This is a genomic window from Candidatus Nitrosocosmicus franklandus, assembly GCF_900696045.1.
Classification (GTDB): domain Archaea; phylum Thermoproteota; class Nitrososphaeria; order Nitrososphaerales; family Nitrososphaeraceae; genus Nitrosocosmicus; species Nitrosocosmicus franklandus_A.
The window spans coordinates 418,923-442,895 of record NZ_LR216287.1 but is presented as its reverse complement, the minus strand read 5'-3'; the positions used below and the strand labels follow the sequence as shown (position 1 = coordinate 442,895).

Sequence of the window (23,973 nt, the reverse complement as noted above, 5' to 3'; positions counted from 1 at the left end):
AAAACGAATTTTTCAGCGGAATCAAGATACATGCACAAATAAGTAAAAACATGGTAAACACAATCAATTCTCCCACTGCAGTGGATATTAATGAAGGACCTACCGTGTCAGTAATGGGTGACACATATAGTGTTGTTATAGGAGGCGAACAAACCAACGGTTCATATTCTCTTATTGATATGTTGATTCCTCCGGGAGGAGGACCAGCACCTCATTCGCATCCCTCTTACCAGGAAGCGTTTTATATTCTAAAAGGAGAAATAAATGTAATAACGAAGGAAAAAAGGTACACAGCTAAGCAGGGCTCTTATGTAAATATACCCTTTAACGGACCAATTCATAAATTTACTAATGAAACAAATAGTGTAGTACGTTTTCTGTGTTTCTTAACCCCTGCAGGTATGGAAAAAATGTTTTTAGAAGTGGGAAAACCTGTAACTGCAGATACTCTTTTACCTATTCCACAATTAACTTCTGAGACTCTTAAACGACTCCAAAGTATCGCAGAAAAGTATGGATTGAAATTATATCCATTAGACTATTTTGATTAATAAGTCTATCAATCTTTTTGTTGCTTAATCCATAAACCACGGTATTGTTTTCTTACTATTATTACACTGTCAGTAGATGTATCGTGCCTTTGACCTAATTGGCCCCCTTGGTATATAGAGATTTTGTCTATCTATTGTCAGATAAGCTTCAATACAACTCATTTTTTCCCTCATTCAATAACTAAAATACCTGATTTTTAAAACATCATTATCACTGATACTACTACTGATAAATACGATGGCTTACAAGAAACTACATGGAAAAAAATGGATCCTCTCCCAAAAGCGCAAAGAATATTGTTATGGGGTATTTTCAGGCCACAGAAGACCAAGACTGACAGTTGGCAAGAGATTATTTGAGTGATAATTTTTCATACGTATCACCCGTTAATTCATTTGATAATCCTGAATCTTATTTGAAATATTTTGAACGCCAATATCAGATAAGAGGATTAACCAAATTAGACTTTAAGAAGGTGTTTACGGAAGAAAAAGATGTCTGTATTCTTCAGGAGTATGATTCTCAAATCATGTGCTTTTGGATAAAAGTTGATGATAACGAAAAAATAAATTCAATTAGAGCAATACTCGATCCACGTCCTTTCATGCAACCGAAGTAGTCACAATTTCATCTTATCTGATGTAAATAGCAAAAGTGTCACAAAGATCTATCTTGATGACAAGTACGTCCTTGAAATACTCAATAACAATGCAAAACTCACAAGGAGAAAATCGTTTTTCACTATAAAATTATTATTCCTATACTAAGTATGTATATCTATTATACAATTTTTTAAATTTGTAATAAGTTTCAATTACGTTACTACTCTTTGGTATATTTATTTCTCTTGATTACCTCTCTTATAGTCGAGATTGATTCTTTGACTTGAACTTCTTATGTTATCTTCCGTAAGTTAGTTTTGGCTTGTCTAATATTGCAGCGTGTCTTATCATCTTATTATCAAAAGCTTTTGAATTAAGAAAAAGACAATGAAAAGAAATAGATTGCCGATCTCATATAATACGACTTAAGCAAAAACTACTAATTAAAACACTAACTTTACTTCTAACTACGATTATTGGGGTGTTTTTATCCTTTTATGCATTCTCTTATAGTAAATGGGCTCTGTTCATTTAGCGTCAAGTCTATAGCTTGAAGATGTCCTATCTCTTTTATGAATACTAGAAACAGAACACCTTCAAAATATGTGTATTATGGCTTACATTTGTACTTTTCAGGTCTTTCTCTTAGGAAAACATCTGAAAGATTATCATACTGTATCAAACGAAATCATGTCACTATCTGGAACTGGATTCAAAAGTACCAACCTAAGATTATCAAGACAAAACAAAGAAGGATATGTGAATTCATTGTAGATGAAACATTGCTTAAGGTTGGTTCAGAATACACGTGGTTATGGGTTGCAATAGATGCGAAAAGTAAGGAAATTCTCTCACTATCCATTTCTAAGGAGAGAAACATGTTTGTTGCGGAACGGTTTCTGTCAAACATAGTCAGAGACTATGGAAAGCATCCAGTTTCAACAGATGGTGGTACTTGGTATCCCATGGCTTGTCAATTCCTTAAATTAGAACACCATCTCCATTCCTCCTATGAAAAAAACTTGATTGAAAGAACAATGCAGTATATCAAGGACAGAACTGAAAGTTTCGATGATTACTTTCCCTGCAGGCTAAAGAACTGCAAACTAAAACACGTAAAAAACTGGTTGAACCTGTTTGTCGACTATCACAACAAGGAATTAAAACCTGTTAACTGAACAGAGCCAGTAAATGGATGTGTATACCTTAAATCAGATTAAGGAATCACGCAAGTATCGTCCAATAACAACTGAAGTCATTCATGGTTGGGACCAAATAGCAGAACTCAGCATAAACGCAGTGGAAATTTGTGATAAGGGTTTTGATAGCGTATGGGATGCTCAATTTACTACCTTTCTTCTCAACAATTTCAAAGAAGGATTTTCTATCGGAAGGAAAAGAATGAAAACGAGGGGAATTGAATCAAGGTTTGTAATAGAGCTTACACAAGAAAACATAGATACATTTGATCTGTATGATCTAGGAGAATTCAGACATCTAGACGGCATTAGGGGAAACTTTGGAATAATGGATTCTAGGTGTTACATGATGTATATATTACTTACAGATAATCAACCTCCAGCTCAAGGAGTGTTTAGTAATTTCAAACCTCTTGTAGAAAAGCAGCAAAAGCTCTTTGAACAGCTATGGAGTATGGGAATATCGCTGCCATCTAGGATTAAAGAACTAGAACACCAAAGTGACAATTTTATTATCACAAACCCTGACGAAATAGAAAATGAAATCATTTATCTGATAGAACAAAGTAGAAAGGAGATACTTGTATTTTCCTCCATTCGGGTTTTAAACAAGGTATTTGCAAAAGGCAATATCACATTCCTTGCAAGATTAGCTAATTCGATAAAGAAAGATATTCGTATCAAGATCTTGGTAGATTGTTTTGATGAACAATGGGTAAGGAACATAGATTCACTGAATAAGGCAACTAACAAAAGTAATCATATTCAATTAGGGTTTGCTACGGAATTAGTAGGCAAATTTGAAGAAACGATAATCATAAGTGATAACAAATACATGTTTCAAATAAAATCCACTAATAATGGAGATCAGCTAGAAGGAGCATACTCAGAAGAGAAACATCGGATATTTGTACAAGAGATTATGTTTGAAAAGTACTGGAATGAGGTTCAAAGTTTGTCAGGCATTTCTACACCCTAAATTATGAATCGTTCTTTATTTCAAATTTTTCTAGGGTACCTATCAAACAGTAAATCGAGATTTTTCCAACCTGAGCGATAAGTGATAATTTGTTTCTCTTACCTTTGTCTAGTCCAAAGGCTTACAGGTCTTTGGGCTTTTCAGTTACGGATTAGAAGTATCATTTGTTGTGTCGTTACTTTTCCAGACCGATCTTTCAATATCCTTATTATTGTGTGCTATTATAGATAATCAATATTTATAGCAAAAATCAGTAATGCCTTCTCTTAAATGCAATCTTTAGCAAGATGCTGTCTACGAAACACCTAAATTTAAACAAAATTGATATTAAAATTTAATTTACCAAGTGAAATCAAATTATAGGTCCAAAGATTCATGTTAAACTATTTTGGCGGAAGTTTTTCTTCCTCTTGTTCCTCCTTGGTATGCACCACTTTGTACACTCCGGCTGCTATCAATCCACCTATAATAGGCGCCACCCAATATATCCAATGATAGTTAAAATCAAACATGATTAATGCCGGACCAAACGAACGTGCAGGGTTTAATGAGCCTCCAGTAATTGCACCACCAAATATAACGTTTAAACCTAATGTAAAACCAATGGCCAGTCCTGCCAATGGTACTATCTTAAAGTTCTTTGAAGTAGTTGTGGCAAGTACTACATATACCAAAGTAAAAGTCATAACTGTTTCTAGTATAAGAGATCTTATCACATTATCTTGCGCAGGTAATGTCACACTAGCAGACATTTCAGAGCCAAAAATCGAATATACCACAGATGCGGCAATTACTGCCCCTATAATCTGGGCAATTATATAAACAACAGCTTCCTTACCTGTTATTTTCTTGGCTACTAATAGTCCAATTGTGACTGCAGGATTAACCTGTGCACCAGATCGATATCCTATTGCGTATACAATTGCTGTTAAGACAAGGGCATGTACCAAACCTATACCAATTACTCCCAATTGTCCGCTATCAGAATAAACTGTCGCAGCGGATGCAATCGCATAAACCAGAATAAATGTACCTATAATTTCAATTAAAAACTTGTTTCTCAATGATGGTTGAAAGATTGATTTGGATTCTTTCGACATAACAATTCATCAATGATAACTTTACTTAAATATCCTGCACTTCTATAAATAGAAAATAGACCTAAAAGGGTAATTAATTATTTGTTGCACTCAATACTGTAGTAACAATCAATTGTCTGTTTCCGTCTTTTCCCAAAAGCCTGTGAGTGTCTTTAGACTTTCTCAGTATTATAAAAGCCCATTAGTCTAACTAATCTTTGTTTACAAACTAAGCCGTTCAATCTTGTTGCTTTGCCCTAAGAGTAATAACATTATAGTTGACATCAATATCTCGGTATCTCCATGCGATTTAGTCCTTGCCTAGTTATGATATCTATGATAACAATTTAGAACCAATAAATGATGAAAAATATAAAATGAATGGTTATGCGGCAGGTTCATTTGTGAATGGTGGAGATGTATTTAGTATAATTGTTGGTGTTCGATCAGTTATAGTTAACGGACCATCGGTATTATATGTAAGGTATATACAAAAAGGACAGAATTATTCGACTCACCATCATCCCAAGAAACATTGAATCACGCCTTAAATTAAGTTAAGATAAATATATTTGATATCTATTGCAATTAGACAACAATTTCAATTCAACTAGAACACCTTAATATACTCATGTCCCTTAATTGAATAGAGACATTAAGAATTATCCACTGAATAATTTTCCTGTTTTTCCTTCCTTTGATCCCAGCCTGCTCCGCGGTGTTGTTTATCTTAATATTCCATTGGACCTTACCAAATTATGGTAAGCTTTAGCTCCTCTTTTTTCCCGATTACACAATTTTAAGTCATAGAAAACTTTGACTAAACTATTTTTGATATAAATGATGCAATTGTTAAAGGATTATTTTCCACCTACAAATCATGAAGATAATTTAATTATTGGCTTGTAAACGAATTGTATATTCCATTATGTTTTACTGTGAATACCGTTCAATCTTGAACAGTAACACAAAGAGTAAATTATGTAAAAGTGGAAAAAGAGATACGCATTTTTTATTTTCTTGATATAAATCTTATTCGGGACCATGTTTGCCTAGTCTCCCAATTAATCTAAATACTGTCACATCGCTTTATTACCCAAACATATGTGTCTACTTTGCAAAATTTGTGATAACAATCGCATATTCCAAAATCCCAGAATAATAATACAAAATCATTATACTAATTAGTTATAAGTTCAGATTGGTTGACAGTTATGAATGAAAAATGCATGCTTTTCTATTTTTGTGATTCTATTAGTCGCGTTATTCACTGTTACTTTTAACTCGAACCTGAAAAGTGTTTGGGCTGAGGGGGTGATTGATACCATAGAAGTAGGGATAGAACCAGAAGCAGTCGCTTACAATCTACTTAATAAGAATATATATATGTAACGAATTCAGGCGATGGCACAGTATCCATTATTGACACCTCTAACACACTAGTAGGTACCATAGTTGTAGATCGCTCGCCAAGAGGAATTGCGTACAATCCTGACAACCAAAACATGTACGTTTCTAACGCAGGTAATGACACCGTATCCATTATCAGAAGTTCTGATAATATGATTATTAGTATCATAAATGTAGGAAATAGACCCATTGGAATTGCGTACAATCCTGACAACCAAAACATGTACGTTTCTAACGCAGGTAATGACACATTGTCAGTTATTGATAGTACTACAAATACAGTGATAGATACCGTAACAGTGGAGGATGAACCAATAGCAATTGCATACAATCCTGACAATGGTTATATGTATGAGACAAGTGTCGGTGACAATACCATTTCAGTCATAAGGTCTGATAATATAGTGATATACACTATTATGGGAGTGGACGAACCCTATGGGATTGCATACAATCCTGACAATGGTTATATGTATGTGGCAAATAATAATGCTAACACAGTTACGGTCATTGGAGAGGAATCTTTGACACCTCCAGCTAGTCCAGAACCTAAGACAATAGGCGAACTGCTTAGAAGCATCATTCAGAATCCTCTGTATGTAACAAACTCAATTGATTCAGCCAATCAAATAAGAGATATTTTGACAGATAATTACAGTGATAATGACAAACTAGTTTGTGATTTGATAAAGGGAGATAATCAATTAACATCAAACATCAGAGAAATATTAAAGTGTTAGAAAAGTATGGTCTTGCATCTTATCCACGCCGCTCAGATGCAAGACCTCTGAAATTATTTGGGTTATAAAAAATCTGAAATCTGTTTACCGCCCTTCTACCTAATAGTAGAAGTACGTACACAATGGTTTAGTAATATATGAAATACTGCGAGATTAAAATTTGATTATTATTAATAGAAAGTAAAATAAAATAGGATTTTGAATACTGGTTTGTATTCTTGTTATTTGTTAGTCCTCTTATTGCGTTAATGAAGTTACAATACCATACAAGGGAACAGTGAATATCCCTTCTGTTTGTTCGTGACTTAATGTTAAACTTGCAATATTCCCATTAAATATGTATAGTGTAACTGGAACATCTGAAAATGCTGTTTCACCATTAATTTCTATATCTGCAGTTCCTGTAAAGGATGTATTATTGCCATCTAGCTGTATTATATCACTACCAGAAGTATCTAATGGAGCAGCGTCATCAATTCCATTGATAGCAAAAGTACCATCTACATTTCCACCTAGTGTATAGGATGTTGCATGCCATGTAAAGTTCTGTAGCTGTCCATCTGCAACAGTAAAGCTCCAATTACCTCCAATTACTGAACCAATTGAGGGTCCAAGAGATGATTCATTTTGTGATGCTACAACCTGTGTAATACTTGGTGGCAATGTAAGTATTTGGCCAGTATATCCGGTTGCAGTGAAACTATCTATGTTGTCAGATGTTTGTGCCATTGCTGATTGCAAAATGCTGTAGTTTCCAATCGAATAACTTCCTATAAATAATATAGGGATCAGTACAACTATTGTATACTTTTTAATATTTACTTTGTCTAGATTGTCCATAGTGTAATTGTTAATACTTTCAATCATTTAAGGTATTTGATATTTAAGGTATTTCAACAACAAGATCATGCTTGAATGTTATTCTGACCTATGGCATACGATCTATAAGATAAATTGGAAAAAACCATAATAGGTCCCAATAAATAACATACTAGTGTTCCTAATTTTCGGCGCCAATTAATTTATCTTCTAGAATTACATTTTTAAATTAATAAAAGTATAGATTGAATTCATTTCAGTGAACTTTAAGTTCAGCATTATTATCTACTTCTCGTGTACATATTTCATTTATGCATCTACAAACTTGATTGCGATTTTTAACTTGCAATTCGTTCTCTCTATTATACTCTGATAACATTACACGTCCATCGTTTGACGCATTAATTAAAAACCATTTGATATTACAAACTCTATTAATTCAGCAAATCAGATTAGGAATGTCATAACAGACAATAATCGCGACAATGACAAGCTAGTTTATGATTTAATAAAAGCAGATACTGAGTTCGCCTCACACATCAGAGAAATATTGAACTGTAAGAAAAGTAAGGGTCTTGCATCATGGGTCACCCGGAATTAGCGATGCAAGGCCCCTATGAAACTATTGGAGTTGTGACTATCACTACACTACTAAGTTTAAAAACACAATGTACCTATCATTCTACTTCACTGTAGATCCCATATACATTTGAACGAAATTGTGAACTTCGACAAACCTAATTTGTGTCATAAAATCGTAGATTTGCTCCTGATAAGAAATACAAGTTCTGCTTAAAAATAATCCCCTATTAATCAATTACTAAAAAAGTCTTGATTAACGCCAATTGTTATACTTTGCATGGAAATCTATCATAACATAGCGAGGGTCGCAGACCCGAGTGGTTATCGCTATCGTTTTTGATGGTGATATTCCACTTCATTTACACAAAGATCAAATAGTATATGTTTATTTTTATTGTAATTGGCCAGATGTTCAAAATGTCAAAAGGGGCTTCATACCACTTACATTAGGCTTGGTCCTAAAGCCGTGTTTACAAAACTAGGCTATTATTGCATTAACTGTAAATCGTATACGGAAAATAACTCTCAGGCCTTTCGAGGAGCCCGAAAACAAACACAAAATAGAATGCTCCGGCCGGGATTTGAACCCGGGATCGTCGCCTTGAGAGGGCGAAATGCTTAACCGGATTGTGTGACTTTCATCAGTCTCTACACCACCGGAGCAAACAGTCTTTTTATTAATCGAGGGTTATTAATATAATACTTTTGATCTACTACCTCTAATTTCCCAGGATTAGGTGCTAAATGGTGTATATTGCCGGTAGCGGCTTGACCTTTGAATTTAAGTTTGCTAGTGGATTTTTCTGACCTGTTTTGCTTGGAGAATACTTACTACCAAATTCATGCGTTTGAGGAGCTCTCTATCGTGAATTACTAAGTTAATTAACAACTGACCCTTACCATAGCTAGAATCCTACGCATGATTATCGTATTTTTCTTGCTTTGCTTGATCGTCTGGTTCACAACTGACAAATTACCAAGTGCGCATAACAAGGCGGTTAGAAGATAATAGCTCTTTAGAGAAATATGTCAAAGCAAAAATTACTATTTTGACAATGCTGAACCCTAAAATAGAAGACGGGGTAGACTAGCTCCCTTAATTAAGAACTGCTATGTAAGCGATGACACATATATAGAGAAGCGATACTTTATATCAAAACGTTAATCTTTCATAAGCCTTTTTGACTTTTTGAATCAGAATGACCTCGACATCTGAAGTAATATTATGTCGACCACAAAAATCAAGGATCTCTTTTGTTTCGGTTTTATTTACAATTAACGGTCTAAACGATCTAGATGAATAGCGACGGCTAAATAAAAGATTAAAAGCAGACATAGTATGGGGTTTGTCGGGTTAACTCATGAGGGTCATATTGCCATCAGGTCGTTGCGATCGTAAATAGATATTTATGTGATGTTAAGCAAAAGCAGTATCGATAAGAAGATCTAAACTCGACAAGTGTTTGTTCATCTCATCATTATTTTGTGATACAATTGCTTCTTGCGCACTCAAATTAAGTACGTATTCTTTCTTTCTTGGTGAGGTAGTAAATATTACAACATGCGCTCCAAAAGCATGAACAAATATTACCACCATATGACCCAACCATATATAGACCAACAACACCACCCTTTTTTCCTTTGTTCACCCTCGAATGACATAAAGGGGAGTACATTGTAATTCTGGTACATAAAATAGGATCAACATCAGCAAGATTTATAATTTCTCTGGGACCATTAAAACAAAGCGTTCCACAACTCCGATACTATTATAATATCCTTAATAGGTAACGTCATTGAGAATTGGATGGAGTGGGTTATATGTTAGAGTCATTTTGGGATAAAACTGCTTCAAACCAGATTTGCAAAAAGAGTCATTACCATCTGAGGCAACCAGACATCCTACGGTAGTTAGGTTTCCCGGTTTAAATCATTTGACCGCCGTTCCTACTTTTGTAACTCTGCTAACAATCTCTTACCCAGCGACGCAAGAGGAGATAATAGACATCGAACTCCATTCGTTGGGAACCTGACGATAGTCTGAACGACCCATGTCATATTAGCGCTTACTAATATGAACTTCTTCAATCCTCGGTTCACGTCGTTTGATGAGTGTGGTAAAAAGGAGATGTCGAACCTGTGGTCGCATAGGACCTTGATTCGTACAGTTTGTTAGTCTTCAAAATAGATTAGGTTTTTGACATAAATAGACAATCGTACCGATATCATCAATCTAGAAGTTATATTCATGATCGTCATTTAATTCAAAACCATTCTAAAAGGGATTTGCCGTTTTCAGAAAAGATTTTCTTTACAAACTGTGAGATCAGCATTTGTATGATTCTAACCAAACTTGAATTAATTTCTGAATGGTTGTTCAATAATAATTACTGGCCGATTGGGAAGAATGATTATGGTGGAGCATACATACTCAAATACTTGGCTATCAGTTTTAGTAACGGTTAACTTTGACCTCTATTGAATCTTAAATCAATTCTTACACTCGCTAATTCCAGTTTGCCATTGCAAGGTCAGATGTCTATTCAATTTATATTTTGTATTTCAATACCTCCTAATTCTCTATTATCTGTCTAATTGACTCAATGATTAAGAAACGGAGATGATTTGAATTTTCCCCAATACCGGATCTTACTGACAATCGCTTATCTCGGCTAATGAGTTAACCTTCTGATAGTTTCTATTTATAAGGCACATTATTTAAATGATTTTGTTATGATAAATAAAACAAACTATAATAATCGAACGGTCTGTCTATATCTAACAATTCTACATCGAATATTCTTGTTACATAATCCAAATCTTCCTCTTGAATTGTTCCTAGATTTTGATGAGCTGACACAAGAGTTGAAAATATGATGATTCTTAAATTTTGACCTATATACTCGAGAATTATCAATCATTGTGAGAGTGTTATTGTTCGTAGATATCTATATGTCTTGAATACCTGATTATAAAAATAGAATTAATTAATAACAACGCTTCTATTCAGTAGTTACATTTTCTATACGAACTAGATCTTCGTTAACCGGCTGATTATTTGAATTCAGAGATACATCAGCAATCTTATCAACTACTTCTAATCCCTCTATTACCCTGCCAAAAACGGTATACTGGTTATCCAGAAATTTTGAATCGTTGAGGACTATAAAAAACTGCGAACCTGCGCTGTTGGGATCGTTTGTTCTAGCCATAGATAATATTCCCCTTTCATGTGGTATGCTGTTGAATTCCTGATTTATGGTATATCCTGGACCCCCTGTTCCCCAAGAGTCTCTACTAGCACTATCATTTTTTGTATTTGGATCACCTGCTTGGATTACAAATCCGGGAACTATCCGGTGAAATACTATCCCGTCATAAAATCCCTTACGGGCTAGATCTTGAAAGTTCTTTACGTGATTTGGAGCTATATCTGGATAAAACTCTACTTTTATTGGACCTTGTGTTGTTTCAATAGTTGCAGTATTATTGTCAATGTTAGTTACATTGTTTTGCAGAATTAATGATTGGTTATTGTTCATAGTATTGTTTGTTGAAATTTTTGAATTCTGATTTGAATCAATTTCTTCTTGTTGCCAAACTAAGGAATTTAATATATGATTGTAAATTGCGTTCGTTTGGTTATACTGGTCAGTGTTTGTTACAAAGACAAATCTGTAGATATTGTTGCCATGCTGCAGGAAAGTGTTATTCGAAACGAATTTTGATTTTTCCAAATCTTGATCGATTAGGGATATCAAATAAGAATATCCTATATCTCCATAAATGGATATCGGAGTTAAATCTTCAACAAGCATCAAGTATGAATTATTCAAGTCAATATTCAAGTGGGATTCTTTAGCAGATTCAACTACATTTCGAAGATCGGTTAAATTCATCCCATAAATGCTAGGACTAATGCTAAACCCATCTTTTTCTATATTTCCTATCTTCAAATCTCTGTAAGGATCGAACCTTGTCTCTCTCCCTTCTTTCTGGAATGTGATATCTGTGGGGTATTCTAAAGATAGCCCAAGGGACTTGCTAGTGTAGTTCTTCCAATCTTTGTTCTCTAATCCCGCCGATTCAATTTTTTCCTGAGCCAGCTTTAGCTGATCCTCGAGTAAGACTAGGTCGTTAAGAACTGAACCATTTATTGACTGTTGAAAATTATTGTCTGGTACCCCGCTAATATTTGGGATATTGGGTTCCAACATAAAAGAGAAATTAGAAGGCATTTCAGCCAAACTGTCTATGTTATTTACGATCGGTTGAGAGTATACAGTTTCAACATAATGGAGTGACAAAAAGCCAAATACTCCAATGATCACCAATAAAAAAAGGAATACCAGTTTCATATAAGTGCCATTGTAAGAGATGAAATATAAAAAGATCTCCAAATTCATGTTAGTTGTATGGTTCTCTGGGGTTAAAGGAGTAGAAGGATAAGTAAACTTTCATCACCAACTAATGTCTAGGTATGCAATCTATGAGGTGTAGAGATCGGTATTATAAGTCTAAAGAATTATAGTGTTAGTTAACCCACGTTCTTAACAATAATTAACGAATTCACAGGCAAACCCCAGTTGTGGCGAGAAATATAAAAAGTTCGTTCATTTCCGTAAATTATCTCTATAATTATTTAATAAATATTACCTCGATTTGTTCCAAGAGTTTGATTACGTATATTGTAATAATTGCTATTCCTAAGCTTAGAAAAGCATGGAAAGCGAAACGAAAATCTTGAAAAGTGATCTCACTTTTTTGGACTATACACATTAATTGATGCATATTGCAGATTAATAATGTCTTTATATGATTTCAATTTAGATCTTCGATATGGTCTTTTGCAGAAATTGTGGAGAAACCTTGCCTTCTGAAAATTCCTCCTTTTGTCCTACTTGTGGAAAACCACAAAATAATGCTTCGGCAGTTACTTTGGCCGGACAGACCAAGAGTACAGGTGCAGCAGTAGTGATTGCACTGATAGCAGGTATTTTGGGCTTCAATGGAATAGGCCATATGTACATAGGAAAAATAGGGCGCGGAATTATCTTGTTGGTTATTGGTTGGATTATATTGGTCTTAACATTTGTGTTCTTACCATTCGGAATAATCTATATTATATTCTGGCTTTGGCAAGTTTATGATGTCAATCAAAAAGCAAAATACTACAACGAGTTTATTATAAATAATGGCAAGACACCATGGTAGATAGCACTCTCCCGCATAAATATACAGTAGTAATTCAACCAATACGCTTCATTAACTCTAATCGACGCAGATTTCAAATGATTATTCTATTTTTCAAAAATCGAACTTTTTATTTCAGGTATATATTGAGAGTATTACCCTTATTAACGATCATATCCTTCCAATTTGGATGAAGGCTTCAGATCTGTTTGTAAAGTGTCTTGAATCGGAGGATGTAAAATATGTATTTGGAATACCTGGTGAGGAAACAAACGATCTCGTATTATCGATATCAGGTTCAAAAACAATTCGATTCATACTTGTAAGACATGAACAAGCAGCCGCCTTTATGGCCGACGTTTACGGAAGGCTCACTAATAAAGTCGGTGTTTGTCTTGCAACACTTGGTCCTGGAGCTACCAATCTAGCAACAGGTGTTGCCAACTCAAACATGGACAGATCTCCTATTCTCGCTATAACAGGTCAGACCTCCACAAATCAAATGCATAAGGAATCTCATCAAAATATGGACCCAGTTATCATGTTTACACCCATTACCAAGTGGACTTGGTCAATTAGAGACGCAGAAGGAATACCTGAGATCGTTAGGCGAGCTTTCAAGATTGCACTCGAGGAAAAGAAAGGTGCTGCTCATTTGGAGCTACCTGTTGATGTCGCAAGAATGAATAGTAGCAACAAACCGTTAAATAAAAAGAGAAAAAATAGCTCAGACGTATCATGTCATGACCTCACAGAGGCCGCTGAGATGATTATTAGTTCCAATGCACCGATCGTGCTAGTTGGAAATGGATGTATTAGAAATCGTTCTTCAAACGCAGTAAGGAACCTTTTGGATGTCACGGGCATATATTCGGTAAATACCTTTATGGGTAAAGGAGTGATTTCAGATAATTCAGTTACTCATCTGGGTACAATAGGAATAAAGGAATCTGACTATGCTTTGAGAGCATTACGACTTGCAGATCTGGTTATTACGATAGGCTATGATTTAGTAGAATACAGTCCTCAAAATTGGAACTCAACAATACCCATGAAGAGAATAATTCATTTTGACTTTACTACGGCAGAAACTGATAATTATTACGATCCTGATTTAGAGATATCTGGAAATATCGAACTTGGTATTAACTCCTTATTGAAATCCCTTAATAGCTTGAAACCTGGGTTTCGCATTCAAAAAAGCCAAAGGGAAAAAACCATAACGACACTCAAAATATTCCAAAGCATAAAAAGTGAAATAGAAAACAGAATTTATAAATTCAAGGATGACTTGTCTTACCCGATCAAACCTGAAAAGTTGATAAATGATGTTCGAGAATTACTATTGTCGGATGACATTTTGATCTCTGATGTTGGTGCACACAAATTATGGATCGCTAAAATCTACAAGACATTCGAACCAAATACATGTATTATTTCTAATGGATTTTGTTCCATGGGCTTTGCACTTCCAGGAGCCATAGCAGCGAAACTTGAATTTCCATCTAAAGGAGTAGTCGCAATGTGTGGAGATGGTGGGTTTCTAATGAATGTACAAGAATTAGAAACAGCTGTTAGACTTGAGGTACCAGTAATTGTTATTGTTTGGTGTGATTCAGACTTGGGTATGATATCAACGAAACAGTCATTGGAACTAGGCAAGAGTGTATATACTAGATTTCAAAATCCCGATTTTGTGAAACTTGCAGAAAGCTTTGGAGCAATAGGTTATAAAGTCGAAAAAACCGAGGATTTCAAACAAATTCTTCAAAGAGCCAAATCCTCAACAAGAAAACCTGTAGTCATAGCTATTGATATCGATGCCTCGAGAAATAGACTTTTGTTTGAAATGGGTGATAATGCAATCGGTTGAAGAATCCTAAACGTTGCAAGAACATATCCTTTTTGGTTTAAATGGAATAATTGATTTCAATTATTCAGGTCTGCATCTTACACAATCATATTAGTGCTCTTGTTCAACAAAATCGGATTTAATCGAGTACAGGTGATTCATATTTTGGACTAGCATGAAAAAACTGAATATCATCCGAAAAAAAACAATCAATTTATTGGTGGTTTAAGTTAACTTAAGAATGAATCCATTTTAGTAAGAATATATGAAAGTTGATTGTTAAGCCCTTGTCAGATAGGGTGGGTAGGATAGGATTCGACTCAATAAATCCCAAGATAGGCCATAAGTACAATATAGGCTAATTCATGGATATTTAGCCTTCATACCGCTACTACAAAATGTCGTAAAATAATACGCATCCGAAATTAGGTATATTTTATGATCTAAAAGTATCTAGAATCATTGTGTCAACAAGACATATTCCTTAAAAGTATAAATCACTTAGGGCCAAAACAGAAGGTAATTGTACAACCTTGATTCAGTAGGTCAGGATATTTTCAAAGGCATACAAGAACGGGTTAATCATAGTATAGAAAATGGTGGGTTGTATATTGATCTTTCAACTGATTCTTGTAGAAAATTCTTGCAACGAAAAGTAAATACTAATGCGAATGTTGTGGTCATGTATGTTGACATTGCTGGATCGACTCAAATGTCTCATGATCTGTCTCCAATCAAATTATCAATAATCATACAAATCTTCTCTCAGGAAGTTAGTCTTTCGATTGTTAAATTCGGCGGTTATGTACTTAAATTTGTCGGCGATGCCGTTATTGGTCTTTTTCCAGCCGATTACAATCCTAACAAGGCCATAATGAACTCCTTAGATTGTGCATACTATATACAAGAAATAGTAAAAAAAGGAATCAATCCTGTTTTTAAAAATAAATCCTTCCAAGAGATTGCTGTAAAGATAGGTATAGAATACGGATCGGCATTGGTTTTACTATACGGAAAGAACATAGAGCATGCTCATATTGATCTGATCGGATTTAGTATTAGTATAGCATCCAAGATTACTTCAATGGCTTTTCCAAATGAAATTGTTGTTGGAGAGAATATATACAACAATGTTGATAGCGACAAGAAAAAATATTTTCTTGCGCTTTATGATCATTATGATAAATGGAGTTCCGTAATGAAATACAATAATAATCTAAAGTATCATGTTTACAAATATATCAAAAATTAGATGGTTTTGAACTTTACTATTTTTTGAATATTTTTATTGCCTGAGGAGGACAAACGTTTTCGCAGGCCAAGCAAAAAATACAATCCTTTTCTCTTATCATGAATGGTTTTCTTTCCGAAGCTGGATGTCCTGGTGTTTCTAGCCATTCGTAAACGTTTACTGGACACGCATCAATACATGCTCCATCAGAAATACAGATATCGAAATCTACACAAACATCTGTACCCCAAATTCCAAGTTGTCCTGGTGGATCGTATGGTCCCCATACTTGAATTCCCTTAAACTTGCCTGCAGGCTGTCTTTTTGATTTAAAACCAGTATCAATTGGACCTTCTGCTGCAACGTGATCTGTTCCTGTGCCAGTGAGCTTTAAACTAGACGAATCGGCCGCTTCATTTGAAGAAGGTGTAGTTGCAACTTGTTGAGGGATCGAAGCAGCACTTGGAGGTGCACCAGCGGCTGTCTGAACCGCCTGCATAGGAATAGTTGCATTTCTTGAAGAACTAGCCCTTTTTAATTTTTCGGCTTCTGCCGTTGCCAAAATTTTTTGTCTCTTTACTGGGCATAATTGGGAATGAACTTCTTTAATACTTTGCAAAGTGGTAGGATTTAAATGAGTCAATAATGAGCCACAGTCTTCACATATGTACTCAGTCATAGTATGCGACAATGAGGTTATATCCCTTCTTAGGTATTTATAAATTTGTCAAAATGATCTTAGAAGGCCATTATATAATTATATATTGATTTTGTTCATTTCAAAGTCAAGTGAAGAGATACAAATGCGTAACTATGGGTGGAACTTTCGACGTACTACATCTTGGCCATGTTGACTTGTTAAGAAAATCATTCGAAATAGGCTCTTATGTAGTTATTGGATTAACATCAGATGAATTTGCAAAGTATAGATTAAAGAAAAATTTGCGAAACACATTTGAAACTAGACTCAAGAATTTGAAAACCCTTATACTAAATCAGATTCGTTCAACATCGTTTGAGATAACAAAGCTTGAAGAGGAATTTGGTCCTCTAATGTTTTCAGAATATATAGATTGTCTTGTAGTTAGTTCCGAAACAAGTACTAAAGGTGAAAAAATTAACAAGATCCGATCAGAAAAAGGTCTTTTGCCTATTGACATCATTATAGTAAAGATGAGATTGGCGGAGGATGGACTTCCGATTTCATCGACACGTATTAAAGCTAAGGAAATTGATCCAGAGGGAAGAATACTTGATCTTAAAAAATAACTCTATTTGCTCAAATATTATTCATATAATCTGATAAATCATTCTTTAATGAACTTTTGTTAGATAATATGAAAAATGGAATTGACGATTTGATTTTGGATTATTGTGCTAACTTGTCAAATATTGGCGAGGGGTTGGAGCCAGATGTGCTCGCTTATTGGTATAAAAGAATTGAGGATAGATCTAAAGAAATGTGTTCTACAGAATTAGGTGAAAAAATAATTTTTAAACAAGACCGCATATTGTGGATGAAATTTGAAATTAATATTTCAAAGAGGACTGTACCCCTTGTTCTAGATTCCATCAGACAGTGTATACCGCTAATGCCATATTCCACTTCTTTATACTTTGAAAAAGTATATCAAGTAATTTTAGACGAATTTAACAGAGAATTGGTTTAGTTATAATTCCAACTAATTATTGCCTTGTCGTCAACAAAAATTGTCTCTATAATAATCCCGTTTGTCCTAGTTAAGTTGCTAAAAAAGATTGACAATTGGAGAGCATTGTCTTTATCTTTTAAAATAATACTGTGATGTGAACCATCGTCAAGCTTCACTACTACTTCTGAACCTACGATTTTTACTATTTCACTCACAAATAAAGTGTCATCTTTGTGTTTTGAGAAAATACTAGAAAGTTTTTCAGCTTCATAAGAATCTAAACATCGAAACTCTGATTTGGTAAGATTCATCCTAAATGTCACCACTAGAATTGTATTGTATTGTCATTATTCAAATCCTTTCCATCAACCGTAAATTTGCAGATCATGTCTTGAGCCTCTTCTCTTTTTGTCTGAATTTCTTTCATGAATGGTTTTACTTTCTTTATCATATCATCCTTACACTCTCCACAAAGTAAATTACCACTAGTACAATCAATATATCGCCTCCTTGATTCTTTTTCTGAATCAAATAAATAGTTCAAATACCAATATACTGGACAGATATTAGCATTACCACCTAGCTTTCGCTGTAACGCAACTGTTGGTTGACCTCCTGTAAAAGTATTTTTAACTTTCGTTTCTAGAGTTTCTGGATCATCCACGGTAAACAGTGCCGTATCAGGTTTTGATGACGACATTTTTCCACCGCTTACAAGTCCTGGAATAAATTTACTATGGATTTGAGCAGGTTTTGGATAACCTAACTTTTCGGCTATGTCTCTCGTCATTCTCCAATAAGGGTCTTGATCAATGGCTGCAGGAATGAGCACGGGAGTTGATTTTCCTTCTATTAACGATGGCAAAAAACATGGAGCACCTTGGATTGGTGGAAACCCTATCATTCCAATATTTGTGGAATTAGTAAATCCAAATACTGCTTTTGCCGTTGAAAAAGTAATCCTTTTTGCAATTTCTGTTGACAATTTGTATAAATAGTTTATGTCACGAGTATTTATGATGATTCGAGTCTTATTTGGGTCAAATCCTATTGCAATTATGTCCAATATATTCTCATATGTGTAATGACAAATCGAATCATAATTCGAATGTTCACTATATAGGAATTTTTCATCATCCGTGATTTGAAATATTAGTTTGACATTAAATTTGTCTTGCAAATACTTTGTAAAAAGCCAGGGCATCAAATGACCTAGATGAACTTGTCCGGATGGTCCTCTTCCAGTATAAAGATAAAACTTGTTTCCTTTTTCATATTCTCTCAAAATCCAGTCCAAATCTCGATGTGAAAAGAAAAATCTATTCTTGAGGAATGGGTGGATCTCACCTGTCAAATCATGGATCTTGCTAACTATTGTTTCATCTATCAACGATGTTCCAAATTTTTCAATTAGCTTGGTGTAGTCGACTTCCCCTGCTACTTCCCACGGCGTAACATTAAATTCTTCACCGGAATTAATGTTGGGCGATTCATGAGATGTAATTTCTCCATCACGATCTTGTAGAGAAATTCTATCCTCTCTCCTATTAACTGAATCATTCGCTTCCTCAGCAGACATTCGTGGATCTTAACTTTTCATAACCAGAGTTTAAACGTTTAAAAATACAATCAAATCTATTTTTTTTGTCAATATTGCATAAGGATGGGACAGAAGACATAAAAAAGTACGAAATCGTGAATGATCAGGCCAATTCAATGACCTCTCTACATCCTATCGAAAAAAAAATACTTTTGGTTCTACAAAAGGCAGGAGACTGGATGAGTGAAACCAATTTGGCCAAAGCTACTGGCTTAAACCCAGATCAGGTCAGAAGAGGAATAGAATGGCTGCGATATAAGAACTTGATTGATTTATCAGAGTCGTCTGATACAAGAATTTCATTACATGAGAAAATACTTGATGATGATAATTACATTCTTCCAGAAAGAAAGTTTGTAAATGTTGTCATAGCTGGTAGGAATAAACTTGCTGACGTCTTCCATAGCGAGGAATTTCAAAATAATGAAAAGGAAGTTTATGGTGCTATACGTTACTCTAAGGTCAATGGGTGGATTAGTGTTGATAAAGACCAAGTAAAACTTCTTCCGGCCTCGAAATTACCGTCTAGGGAAGAAAATTTTGTCAATAAATTAAGATCCTCGAAATTCCTTCGATTTTCATTACTTGATGATGACGAGAAGATTGCTTATGAAAACCTGGCCAAAAGACCAAACGTACTGATAACAAAGAAGTTGCAAGAGAAAAAATTTAAGATATTAAAGGAAAATGTAGATAAAATCAGAAACCTTTTACAATCTGGTCGAGCTACTGCTAGGAAATTGGACAAGAATGTTCTAATCTCCAGTGAATGGAGAAATCTTAGTTTTGAGCAAATCGATGTTGAGGCGCCCTTACCACTGTTGAATTGTGGAAGGAAAAATCCTTTGATAGATTTCATTGATGAAGTAAAAGAAATTTTGGTTAGTATGGGATTTAGTGAAATTGAGGGAAAACTGATCCAAACTTCTTTCTGGAATTTTGATGCACTATTTATTCCCCAGGATCATTCCGCTAGAGAAATGCAGGATACTTTTTATTTGAATTCTGAATCTGGTTTGTATTCTGCCCTAGGTGGAGAAAAATCTTTAGTTGACTCAGTTTCCAAGGTTCACGAGTATAACTGGGACTATGCATGGGATGAACGAGAGGCTAAAACTTACGTTTTAAGAACTCATACTACCCCAGTTACTCTTCAGCATCTGTGGAAAGAAATGCCGGATAAAGATAAAGTCTTCCTAATCGGACGCGTGTTTAGAAATGAAAAGGTCACTTTCAAACATTTGGTCGAGTTTCATCAAGTTGAGGGTATCTACACTAGTAGTAGTGCAACTTTGAGACAGTTGATTGGAATCCAGAGTGAATTTTATTCTAAGTTGGGGATCAAGAAGGTAAAATTTTGGCCTACCTTTTTTCCTTATACTGAACCATCTCTCCAGTCAATGGTTTTCAACGATAAACTCAACAAGTGGATTGAATTATTTGGCATGGGAATATTTCGTTCTGAGGTAACCAAACCACTTGGGTTTAAAAACCCTGTACTTGCATGGGGCGGTGGGTTTGAAAGATTAGCAATGCTACGTTTTGGTTTGGATGATATTCGTGAATTGTATTCAAACAATCTAAGTTGGCTTAAGAGTGTAGCAAAATGCCAGTAGTAAATGTGCGATTAAGTAGACTGAAGAGTAGTTTCCCAGATTATGGGTTGAGTGAGGTAATTGAGGAAATCCCTTATCTGGGTCTAGATATAGAGGATATCGATGAGCGAGAAGACATTATTAAGATAGAATTCAATCCAAATAGACCTGATTATGGATCCGAGAATGGTATTATTAGAGGGTTAAGGGGAATATTGGGAATTGAATTAGGAAGTCCACGGATCAAAACAATTCAACCTTCAGACAAGTCCATATTCGTCGAAAGAAGTCTCGAAAAAATTAGACCTTTCATTTATGGCCTCATCGCTAGAAGAGAGCTGCTCCTCTCAGAGATAGAATTGACTCAATTAATTTCATTGCAAGAAGACTTACACAACGGATTGGGGAGAAAACGAAAAAAGGCGTCAATGGGCATTCATGATTTTGACAAAATAAATTTTCCTCTTCAATATAGACTTGAAGACATAAATAGAAAATTCAAGCCTTTGGGCAGTGAACAAGAGTTATCTTTAGCTAGAGTCCTAAAAGAAACCGAAACCGGAAAAAAGTACGGTCATCTTATAGATGGTTCTAATCTTGTTCCGCTTTTAACAGATTGCAACGATGATGTCATATCGTTCCCACCTATTACTAATGGGGCATTGACTAAAGTTGATACCAATACGAGAAACTTAATGGTTGAGGTAACCGGCAAAAACCCTAAATCTGCAAAACAAATGCTAGCTTTGATTGCCTATGAATTGGCTGATATGGGATTCGAGTTGTTTCATTTGTTTATTCATTCTCCATTGGAGGGTAAAGTTTTGTCCCCAAACTTGGAGCCCATCATTATTGAAGTGGAGGCCATACAAATAAACGATTTATTGGGGCTCAACTTGCCGGAAGCGAAAATAATTGAATGTCTTAACAAGTGCAGATGTGATGGTTTAGTAGAAAGGCCAGGTGTTATTAGATGCATAGCCCCAAACTATAGGATTGACTTATTTGATTCGTGTGATGTTGTTGAAGAAGTGGCAATTGGCTATGGAATAATGAATTTGAAACCCGATAAACCCTCTGAATATCTTGACGGTAACAAAGAAAGCCATTCTATAATATTTGAGAAACTTACCGAGATTTTGATCGGCCTTGGGTTTATCCAAATCGTGAACCCGAGTATAATATCTAGAAATATCATGGAAAAGTCTTTAGTACTTGATAAACACTCTGTTTCTGAGTTAATTTGGTTAAATGACTCAAAAAATTCTGAGTATGAACTATTGCGAACAAGGCTAATACCATCTATGATTAATACTCTGTCTGTCAACATCCATGAAAAGTATCCACAAAAGCTATTTGAGATTGGAAAGGTTTTCAGAGCAAATGGCAATTCGGCTAAAGAAAGTTGGTATTTGTGCGCCGCTATTGCACATGACAATGCAGATTACTCTGAAACCAAGTCCAATTTAGAATCAGTGTTGAGGTATTGTTTTAATAAATCCGTTACTACTCCTAGAGTACAATTACCATATTTTCTTGACGGTCATGCAGCCCAAATCTCTTTAGACAACAAAACTATAGGATGTATTGGAGAGGTTCATCCACAAGTGCTTGAAAATTTTGCTATGAGAACTTTGGTGGGTATGTTTGAAATCGATATTTCTCAAATTATGGAAATACTAAACCTTAATAAACAATCCTTTTTTTAGACTCTTTGTGTATTTCTCAAATTTAACACTAGAATGAAGGACGTGACCTTAGATTGACCTAAAAAGTCTGGAAGCGATATGATTCTTTTGGTTCAGAATTTAACAGATCATTTTTTCACTATCTAAAGCCACTAAGTTAACTGATATATAACCCACAATCTTACTTTGTTTATCCCCGTTAGAGAGTACACGATGAGTTTTACACATAGTGTAAGGCTAACTATGATTCGGTTGTGGGTCAGAGGCGGGGTACAATCATTCTGTTAGCGGATAATTTACCTGTTTAATCCTTCAAGATGTCCTTCTTGCTCCAACTTGTCTGCATGTGCACTAATATATCTCCAGATGATATCAGCTTTATCTGACTGAAAATCCCAAGGAGCGATTAATACTAAATCATTGTCCCTAATCCACATTCTTCTTTTTATCTTGCCCCTTATTCTACAAGTTCTTATTTTTCCATCAGAACTCTTTACTATAATATTATCACCGCCCACTAATTTGATGACTCGCCCAAATAGTTCTCCTTCTTGGGGCATAACCAATTCCTTTAGATGAGCTTCATTTAAGACTTTGCGTTTGCCTATTTTAAATCACTACTAATTCTCAAATATGAAATAAATACTTTTTTTTCTAGCGTGAGGATATTATAATTCCGTTATCATAACAACAATTAGGTTGAGCAAACCATAGAATTCACGATATCTTCCACATTAGCATATAGAGTTATGCTTAATTCTGAATGCTTTTCATTCATCAGACAATTTAGCATATATAATAATCTCCTTTTTATGAGTTGAAATCTTTTTTAACACAAATTTTATCCACAAAACAAATACCAGATATGCGAATTGAATGAGATTGATAACAATTTGAGGAGAAATCAAATTTTATGTTAATAGCTAGATCGATCCTGATTTTTCTTGAATTTATTACACAGAAATGCGAACGAATCTATTCTTATAAAGGGATTTTACTTAATTATCTATAAACAACACATTATTCCAACTAGACCTGGTCGAATTTTTCGCGTACCATATGAAAAAGCCTAGCGTAAAGAGAAGGTTGGATTTTGTAACTATGGTATGATTACATTAAAAAATTGATTACGCAAAATACGGATGCCATCTTAAAAGTATCTTGATGACTGTCTTGAACCAAGCGAGTTAAGGTTTTTAA

General features: G+C 34.8%; 24 protein-coding genes and 1 tRNA gene. 16 read left to right on the top strand and 9 right to left on the bottom strand.

The genetic code is table 11. The annotated features are described in order from the left end of the window. The first annotated feature begins 50 nt into the window (after positions 1 to 50). From NFRAN_RS01995 to NFRAN_RS01980, 5 genes are all read left to right on the top strand, one after another. A complete protein-coding gene (locus tag NFRAN_RS01995; RefSeq protein ID WP_134482841.1) occupies positions 51 to 551 on the top strand; it encodes a cupin domain-containing protein in 501 nt (166 codons plus the stop codon). Positions 552 to 789: 238 nt separating this feature from the next. Further along, complete coding sequence (locus tag NFRAN_RS14290; RefSeq protein WP_269472307.1) at positions 790 to 915, top strand: hypothetical protein; 126 nt, start codon at positions 790 to 792, stop codon at positions 913 to 915. Further along, positions 908 to 1,171, top strand: a complete 264-nt coding sequence (locus NFRAN_RS01990; protein ID WP_134482840.1) for a hypothetical protein — start codon at positions 908 to 910, stop codon at positions 1,169 to 1,171. Before NFRAN_RS14290 ends, NFRAN_RS01990 begins: the two co-directional genes overlap by 8 nt. Positions 1,172 to 1,726: 555 nt before the next feature. Next, entirely contained in the window at positions 1,727 to 2,332 is a 606-nt protein-coding gene (locus NFRAN_RS01985; RefSeq protein WP_134482534.1) for a DDE-type integrase/transposase/recombinase, read from the top strand. A 13-nt stretch (positions 2,333 to 2,345) separates the two neighbouring features. Continuing rightward, on the top strand, positions 2,346 to 3,332 hold the full coding sequence (locus NFRAN_RS01980; RefSeq protein ID WP_134482839.1) for a hypothetical protein: 987 nt from the start codon (positions 2,346 to 2,348) through the stop codon (positions 3,330 to 3,332). Positions 3,333 to 3,715: 383 nt separating this feature from the next. On the opposite strand, the gene NFRAN_RS01975 is transcribed toward NFRAN_RS01980, so the two are convergent. Beyond that, positions 3,716 to 4,432, bottom strand: a complete 717-nt coding sequence (locus tag NFRAN_RS01975) for an MIP/aquaporin family protein (RefSeq protein WP_134482838.1) — start codon at positions 4,430 to 4,432, stop codon at positions 3,716 to 3,718. Positions 4,433 to 4,728: 296 nt separating this feature from the next. On the opposite strand from NFRAN_RS01975, the gene NFRAN_RS01970 reads away from it, so the two are divergent. The 3 genes from NFRAN_RS01970 to NFRAN_RS01960 all read left to right on the top strand — a co-directional run bounded on the left by NFRAN_RS01970 (position 4,729) and on the right by NFRAN_RS01960 (position 6,561). Next, positions 4,729 to 4,950 carry a hypothetical protein gene (locus NFRAN_RS01970; protein ID WP_134482837.1) on the top strand — a complete coding sequence of 74 codons (222 nt, stop codon included), beginning with the start codon at positions 4,729 to 4,731 and terminating at the stop codon, positions 4,948 to 4,950. A 679-nt stretch (positions 4,951 to 5,629) separates the two neighbouring features. After that, complete coding sequence (locus NFRAN_RS13510) at positions 5,630 to 5,803, top strand: hypothetical protein (RefSeq protein WP_172602043.1); 174 nt, start codon at positions 5,630 to 5,632, stop codon at positions 5,801 to 5,803. Continuing rightward, the gene (locus tag NFRAN_RS01960) at positions 5,794 to 6,561 is read left to right on the top strand and encodes a YncE family protein (protein WP_320410600.1); all 768 of its coding nucleotides are present in this window, start codon (positions 5,794 to 5,796) and stop codon (positions 6,559 to 6,561) included. The genes NFRAN_RS13510 and NFRAN_RS01960 overlap by 10 nt, the downstream gene beginning before the upstream one ends. A gap of 237 nt (positions 6,562 to 6,798) precedes the next feature. Here NFRAN_RS01960 and NFRAN_RS01955 read toward each other — a convergent pair whose 3' ends face one another. The 3 genes from NFRAN_RS01955 to NFRAN_RS14100 form a co-directional block, all read right to left on the bottom strand. Further along, positions 6,799 to 7,428, bottom strand: coding sequence for a hypothetical protein (locus tag NFRAN_RS01955; RefSeq protein WP_172602042.1), 630 nt, complete (start codon positions 7,426 to 7,428; stop codon positions 6,799 to 6,801). Positions 7,429 to 8,528: 1,100 nt separating this feature from the next. After that, positions 8,529 to 8,625 (bottom strand) — tRNA-Glu (locus NFRAN_RS01950). A 754-nt stretch (positions 8,626 to 9,379) separates the two neighbouring features. Beyond that, positions 9,380 to 9,583, bottom strand: a complete 204-nt coding sequence (locus tag NFRAN_RS14100) for a hypothetical protein (RefSeq protein ID WP_197731089.1) — start codon at positions 9,581 to 9,583, stop codon at positions 9,380 to 9,382. 241 nt (positions 9,584 to 9,824) lie between these two features. Between NFRAN_RS14100 and NFRAN_RS14095 the strand changes: the two genes are divergently transcribed. Then, positions 9,825 to 9,995, top strand: coding sequence for a hypothetical protein (locus NFRAN_RS14095; protein ID WP_197731088.1), 171 nt, complete (start codon positions 9,825 to 9,827; stop codon positions 9,993 to 9,995). Positions 9,996 to 10,964: 969 nt separating this feature from the next. Here the strand turns inward: NFRAN_RS14095 and NFRAN_RS14210 are convergent. Continuing rightward, positions 10,965 to 12,269: a peptidylprolyl isomerase gene (locus NFRAN_RS14210; RefSeq protein ID WP_232037916.1), complete on the bottom strand. Its 1,305-nt coding sequence runs from the start codon at positions 12,267 to 12,269 to the stop codon at positions 10,965 to 10,967. A 532-nt stretch (positions 12,270 to 12,801) separates the two neighbouring features. Between NFRAN_RS14210 and NFRAN_RS01935 the strand changes: the two genes are divergently transcribed. The 3 genes from NFRAN_RS01935 (at position 12,802) to NFRAN_RS01925 (ending at position 16,259) form a co-directional block, all read left to right on the top strand. Beyond that, entirely contained in the window at positions 12,802 to 13,176 is a 375-nt protein-coding gene (locus tag NFRAN_RS01935; RefSeq protein ID WP_145987986.1) for a zinc-ribbon domain-containing protein, read from the top strand. 169 nt (positions 13,177 to 13,345) lie between these two features. Further along, a complete protein-coding gene (locus NFRAN_RS01930) occupies positions 13,346 to 15,028 on the top strand; it encodes an acetolactate synthase large subunit (RefSeq protein WP_134482833.1) in 1,683 nt (560 codons plus the stop codon). A gap of 502 nt (positions 15,029 to 15,530) precedes the next feature. After that, the gene (locus NFRAN_RS01925; RefSeq protein WP_134482832.1) at positions 15,531 to 16,259 is read left to right on the top strand and encodes an adenylate/guanylate cyclase domain-containing protein; all 729 of its coding nucleotides are present in this window, start codon (positions 15,531 to 15,533) and stop codon (positions 16,257 to 16,259) included. Positions 16,260 to 16,275: 16 nt separating this feature from the next. Here NFRAN_RS01925 and NFRAN_RS01920 read toward each other — a convergent pair whose 3' ends face one another. Then, positions 16,276 to 16,929, bottom strand: coding sequence for a 4Fe-4S dicluster domain-containing protein (locus tag NFRAN_RS01920; RefSeq protein WP_232037915.1), 654 nt, complete (start codon positions 16,927 to 16,929; stop codon positions 16,276 to 16,278). Positions 16,930 to 17,027: 98 nt separating this feature from the next. On the opposite strand from NFRAN_RS01920, the gene NFRAN_RS01915 reads away from it, so the two are divergent. Both NFRAN_RS01915 and NFRAN_RS01910 read left to right on the top strand, forming a co-directional pair. Continuing rightward, the gene (locus tag NFRAN_RS01915) at positions 17,028 to 17,507 is read left to right on the top strand and encodes a phosphopantetheine adenylyltransferase (RefSeq protein ID WP_134482831.1); all 480 of its coding nucleotides are present in this window, start codon (positions 17,028 to 17,030) and stop codon (positions 17,505 to 17,507) included. A 68-nt stretch (positions 17,508 to 17,575) separates the two neighbouring features. Next, complete coding sequence (locus NFRAN_RS01910; protein WP_134482830.1) at positions 17,576 to 17,908, top strand: hypothetical protein; 333 nt, start codon at positions 17,576 to 17,578, stop codon at positions 17,906 to 17,908. Here NFRAN_RS01910 and NFRAN_RS01905 read toward each other — a convergent pair. Further along, positions 17,905 to 18,201 (bottom strand): hypothetical protein, encoded by a 297-nt coding sequence (locus NFRAN_RS01905; RefSeq protein ID WP_134482829.1) that lies wholly within the window; start codon positions 18,199 to 18,201, stop codon positions 17,905 to 17,907. The genes NFRAN_RS01910 and NFRAN_RS01905 overlap by 4 nt on opposite strands. 14 nt (positions 18,202 to 18,215) lie before the next feature. After that, entirely contained in the window at positions 18,216 to 19,469 is a 1,254-nt protein-coding gene (locus tag NFRAN_RS01900; RefSeq protein WP_134482828.1) for a tryptophan--tRNA ligase, read from the bottom strand. A gap of 65 nt (positions 19,470 to 19,534) precedes the next feature. On the opposite strand from NFRAN_RS01900, the gene NFRAN_RS01895 reads away from it, so the two are divergent. Further along, positions 19,535 to 21,106, top strand: a complete 1,572-nt coding sequence (locus NFRAN_RS01895; protein WP_232037914.1) for a phenylalanine--tRNA ligase subunit alpha — start codon at positions 19,535 to 19,537, stop codon at positions 21,104 to 21,106. Then, the gene (pheT, locus tag NFRAN_RS01890; RefSeq protein ID WP_134482827.1) at positions 21,097 to 22,794 is read left to right on the top strand and encodes a phenylalanine--tRNA ligase subunit beta; all 1,698 of its coding nucleotides are present in this window, start codon (positions 21,097 to 21,099) and stop codon (positions 22,792 to 22,794) included. Before NFRAN_RS01895 ends, pheT begins: the two co-directional genes overlap by 10 nt. 275 nt (positions 22,795 to 23,069) lie before the next feature. Here the strand turns inward: pheT and NFRAN_RS01885 are convergent, their stop codons facing one another. Continuing rightward, positions 23,070 to 23,381 (bottom strand): translation initiation factor eIF-1A, encoded by a 312-nt coding sequence (locus tag NFRAN_RS01885; RefSeq protein ID WP_134482826.1) that lies wholly within the window; start codon positions 23,379 to 23,381, stop codon positions 23,070 to 23,072. Positions 23,382 to 23,973: the final 592 nt, after the last annotated feature.

What these genes read in the sequence shown, in the direction of transcription:
- NFRAN_RS14290 (WP_269472307.1), top strand. Translation starts at nt 790, where the DNA reads ATGGCTTACAAGAAACTACATGGAAAAAAATGGATCCTCTCCCAAAAG.
- NFRAN_RS01975 (WP_134482838.1), bottom strand. Translation starts at nt 4,432, where the DNA reads ATGTCGAAAGAATCCAAATCAATCTTTCAACCATCATTGAGAAACAAG.
- NFRAN_RS01905 (WP_134482829.1), bottom strand. Translation starts at nt 18,201, where the DNA reads ATGAATCTTACCAAATCAGAGTTTCGATGTTTAGATTCTTATGAAGCT.
- NFRAN_RS01910 (WP_134482830.1), top strand. Translation starts at nt 17,576, where the DNA reads ATGAAAAATGGAATTGACGATTTGATTTTGGATTATTGTGCTAACTTG.
- NFRAN_RS01980 (WP_134482839.1), top strand. Translation starts at nt 2,346, where the DNA reads ATGGATGTGTATACCTTAAATCAGATTAAGGAATCACGCAAGTATCGT.
- NFRAN_RS01930 (WP_134482833.1), top strand. Translation starts at nt 13,346, where the DNA reads ATGAAGGCTTCAGATCTGTTTGTAAAGTGTCTTGAATCGGAGGATGTA.
- NFRAN_RS01995 (WP_134482841.1), top strand. Translation starts at nt 51, where the DNA reads ATGGTAAACACAATCAATTCTCCCACTGCAGTGGATATTAATGAAGGA.
- pheT (WP_134482827.1), top strand. Translation starts at nt 21,097, where the DNA reads ATGCCAGTAGTAAATGTGCGATTAAGTAGACTGAAGAGTAGTTTCCCA.
- NFRAN_RS13510 (WP_172602043.1), top strand. Translation starts at nt 5,630, where the DNA reads ATGAAAAATGCATGCTTTTCTATTTTTGTGATTCTATTAGTCGCGTTA.
- NFRAN_RS01955 (WP_172602042.1), bottom strand. Translation starts at nt 7,428, where the DNA reads ATGATTGAAAGTATTAACAATTACACTATGGACAATCTAGACAAAGTA.
- NFRAN_RS01985 (WP_134482534.1), top strand. Translation starts at nt 1,727, where the DNA reads ATGAATACTAGAAACAGAACACCTTCAAAATATGTGTATTATGGCTTA.
- NFRAN_RS01900 (WP_134482828.1), bottom strand. Translation starts at nt 19,469, where the DNA reads ATGTCTGCTGAGGAAGCGAATGATTCAGTTAATAGGAGAGAGGATAGA.
- NFRAN_RS01935 (WP_145987986.1), top strand. Translation starts at nt 12,802, where the DNA reads ATGGTCTTTTGCAGAAATTGTGGAGAAACCTTGCCTTCTGAAAATTCC.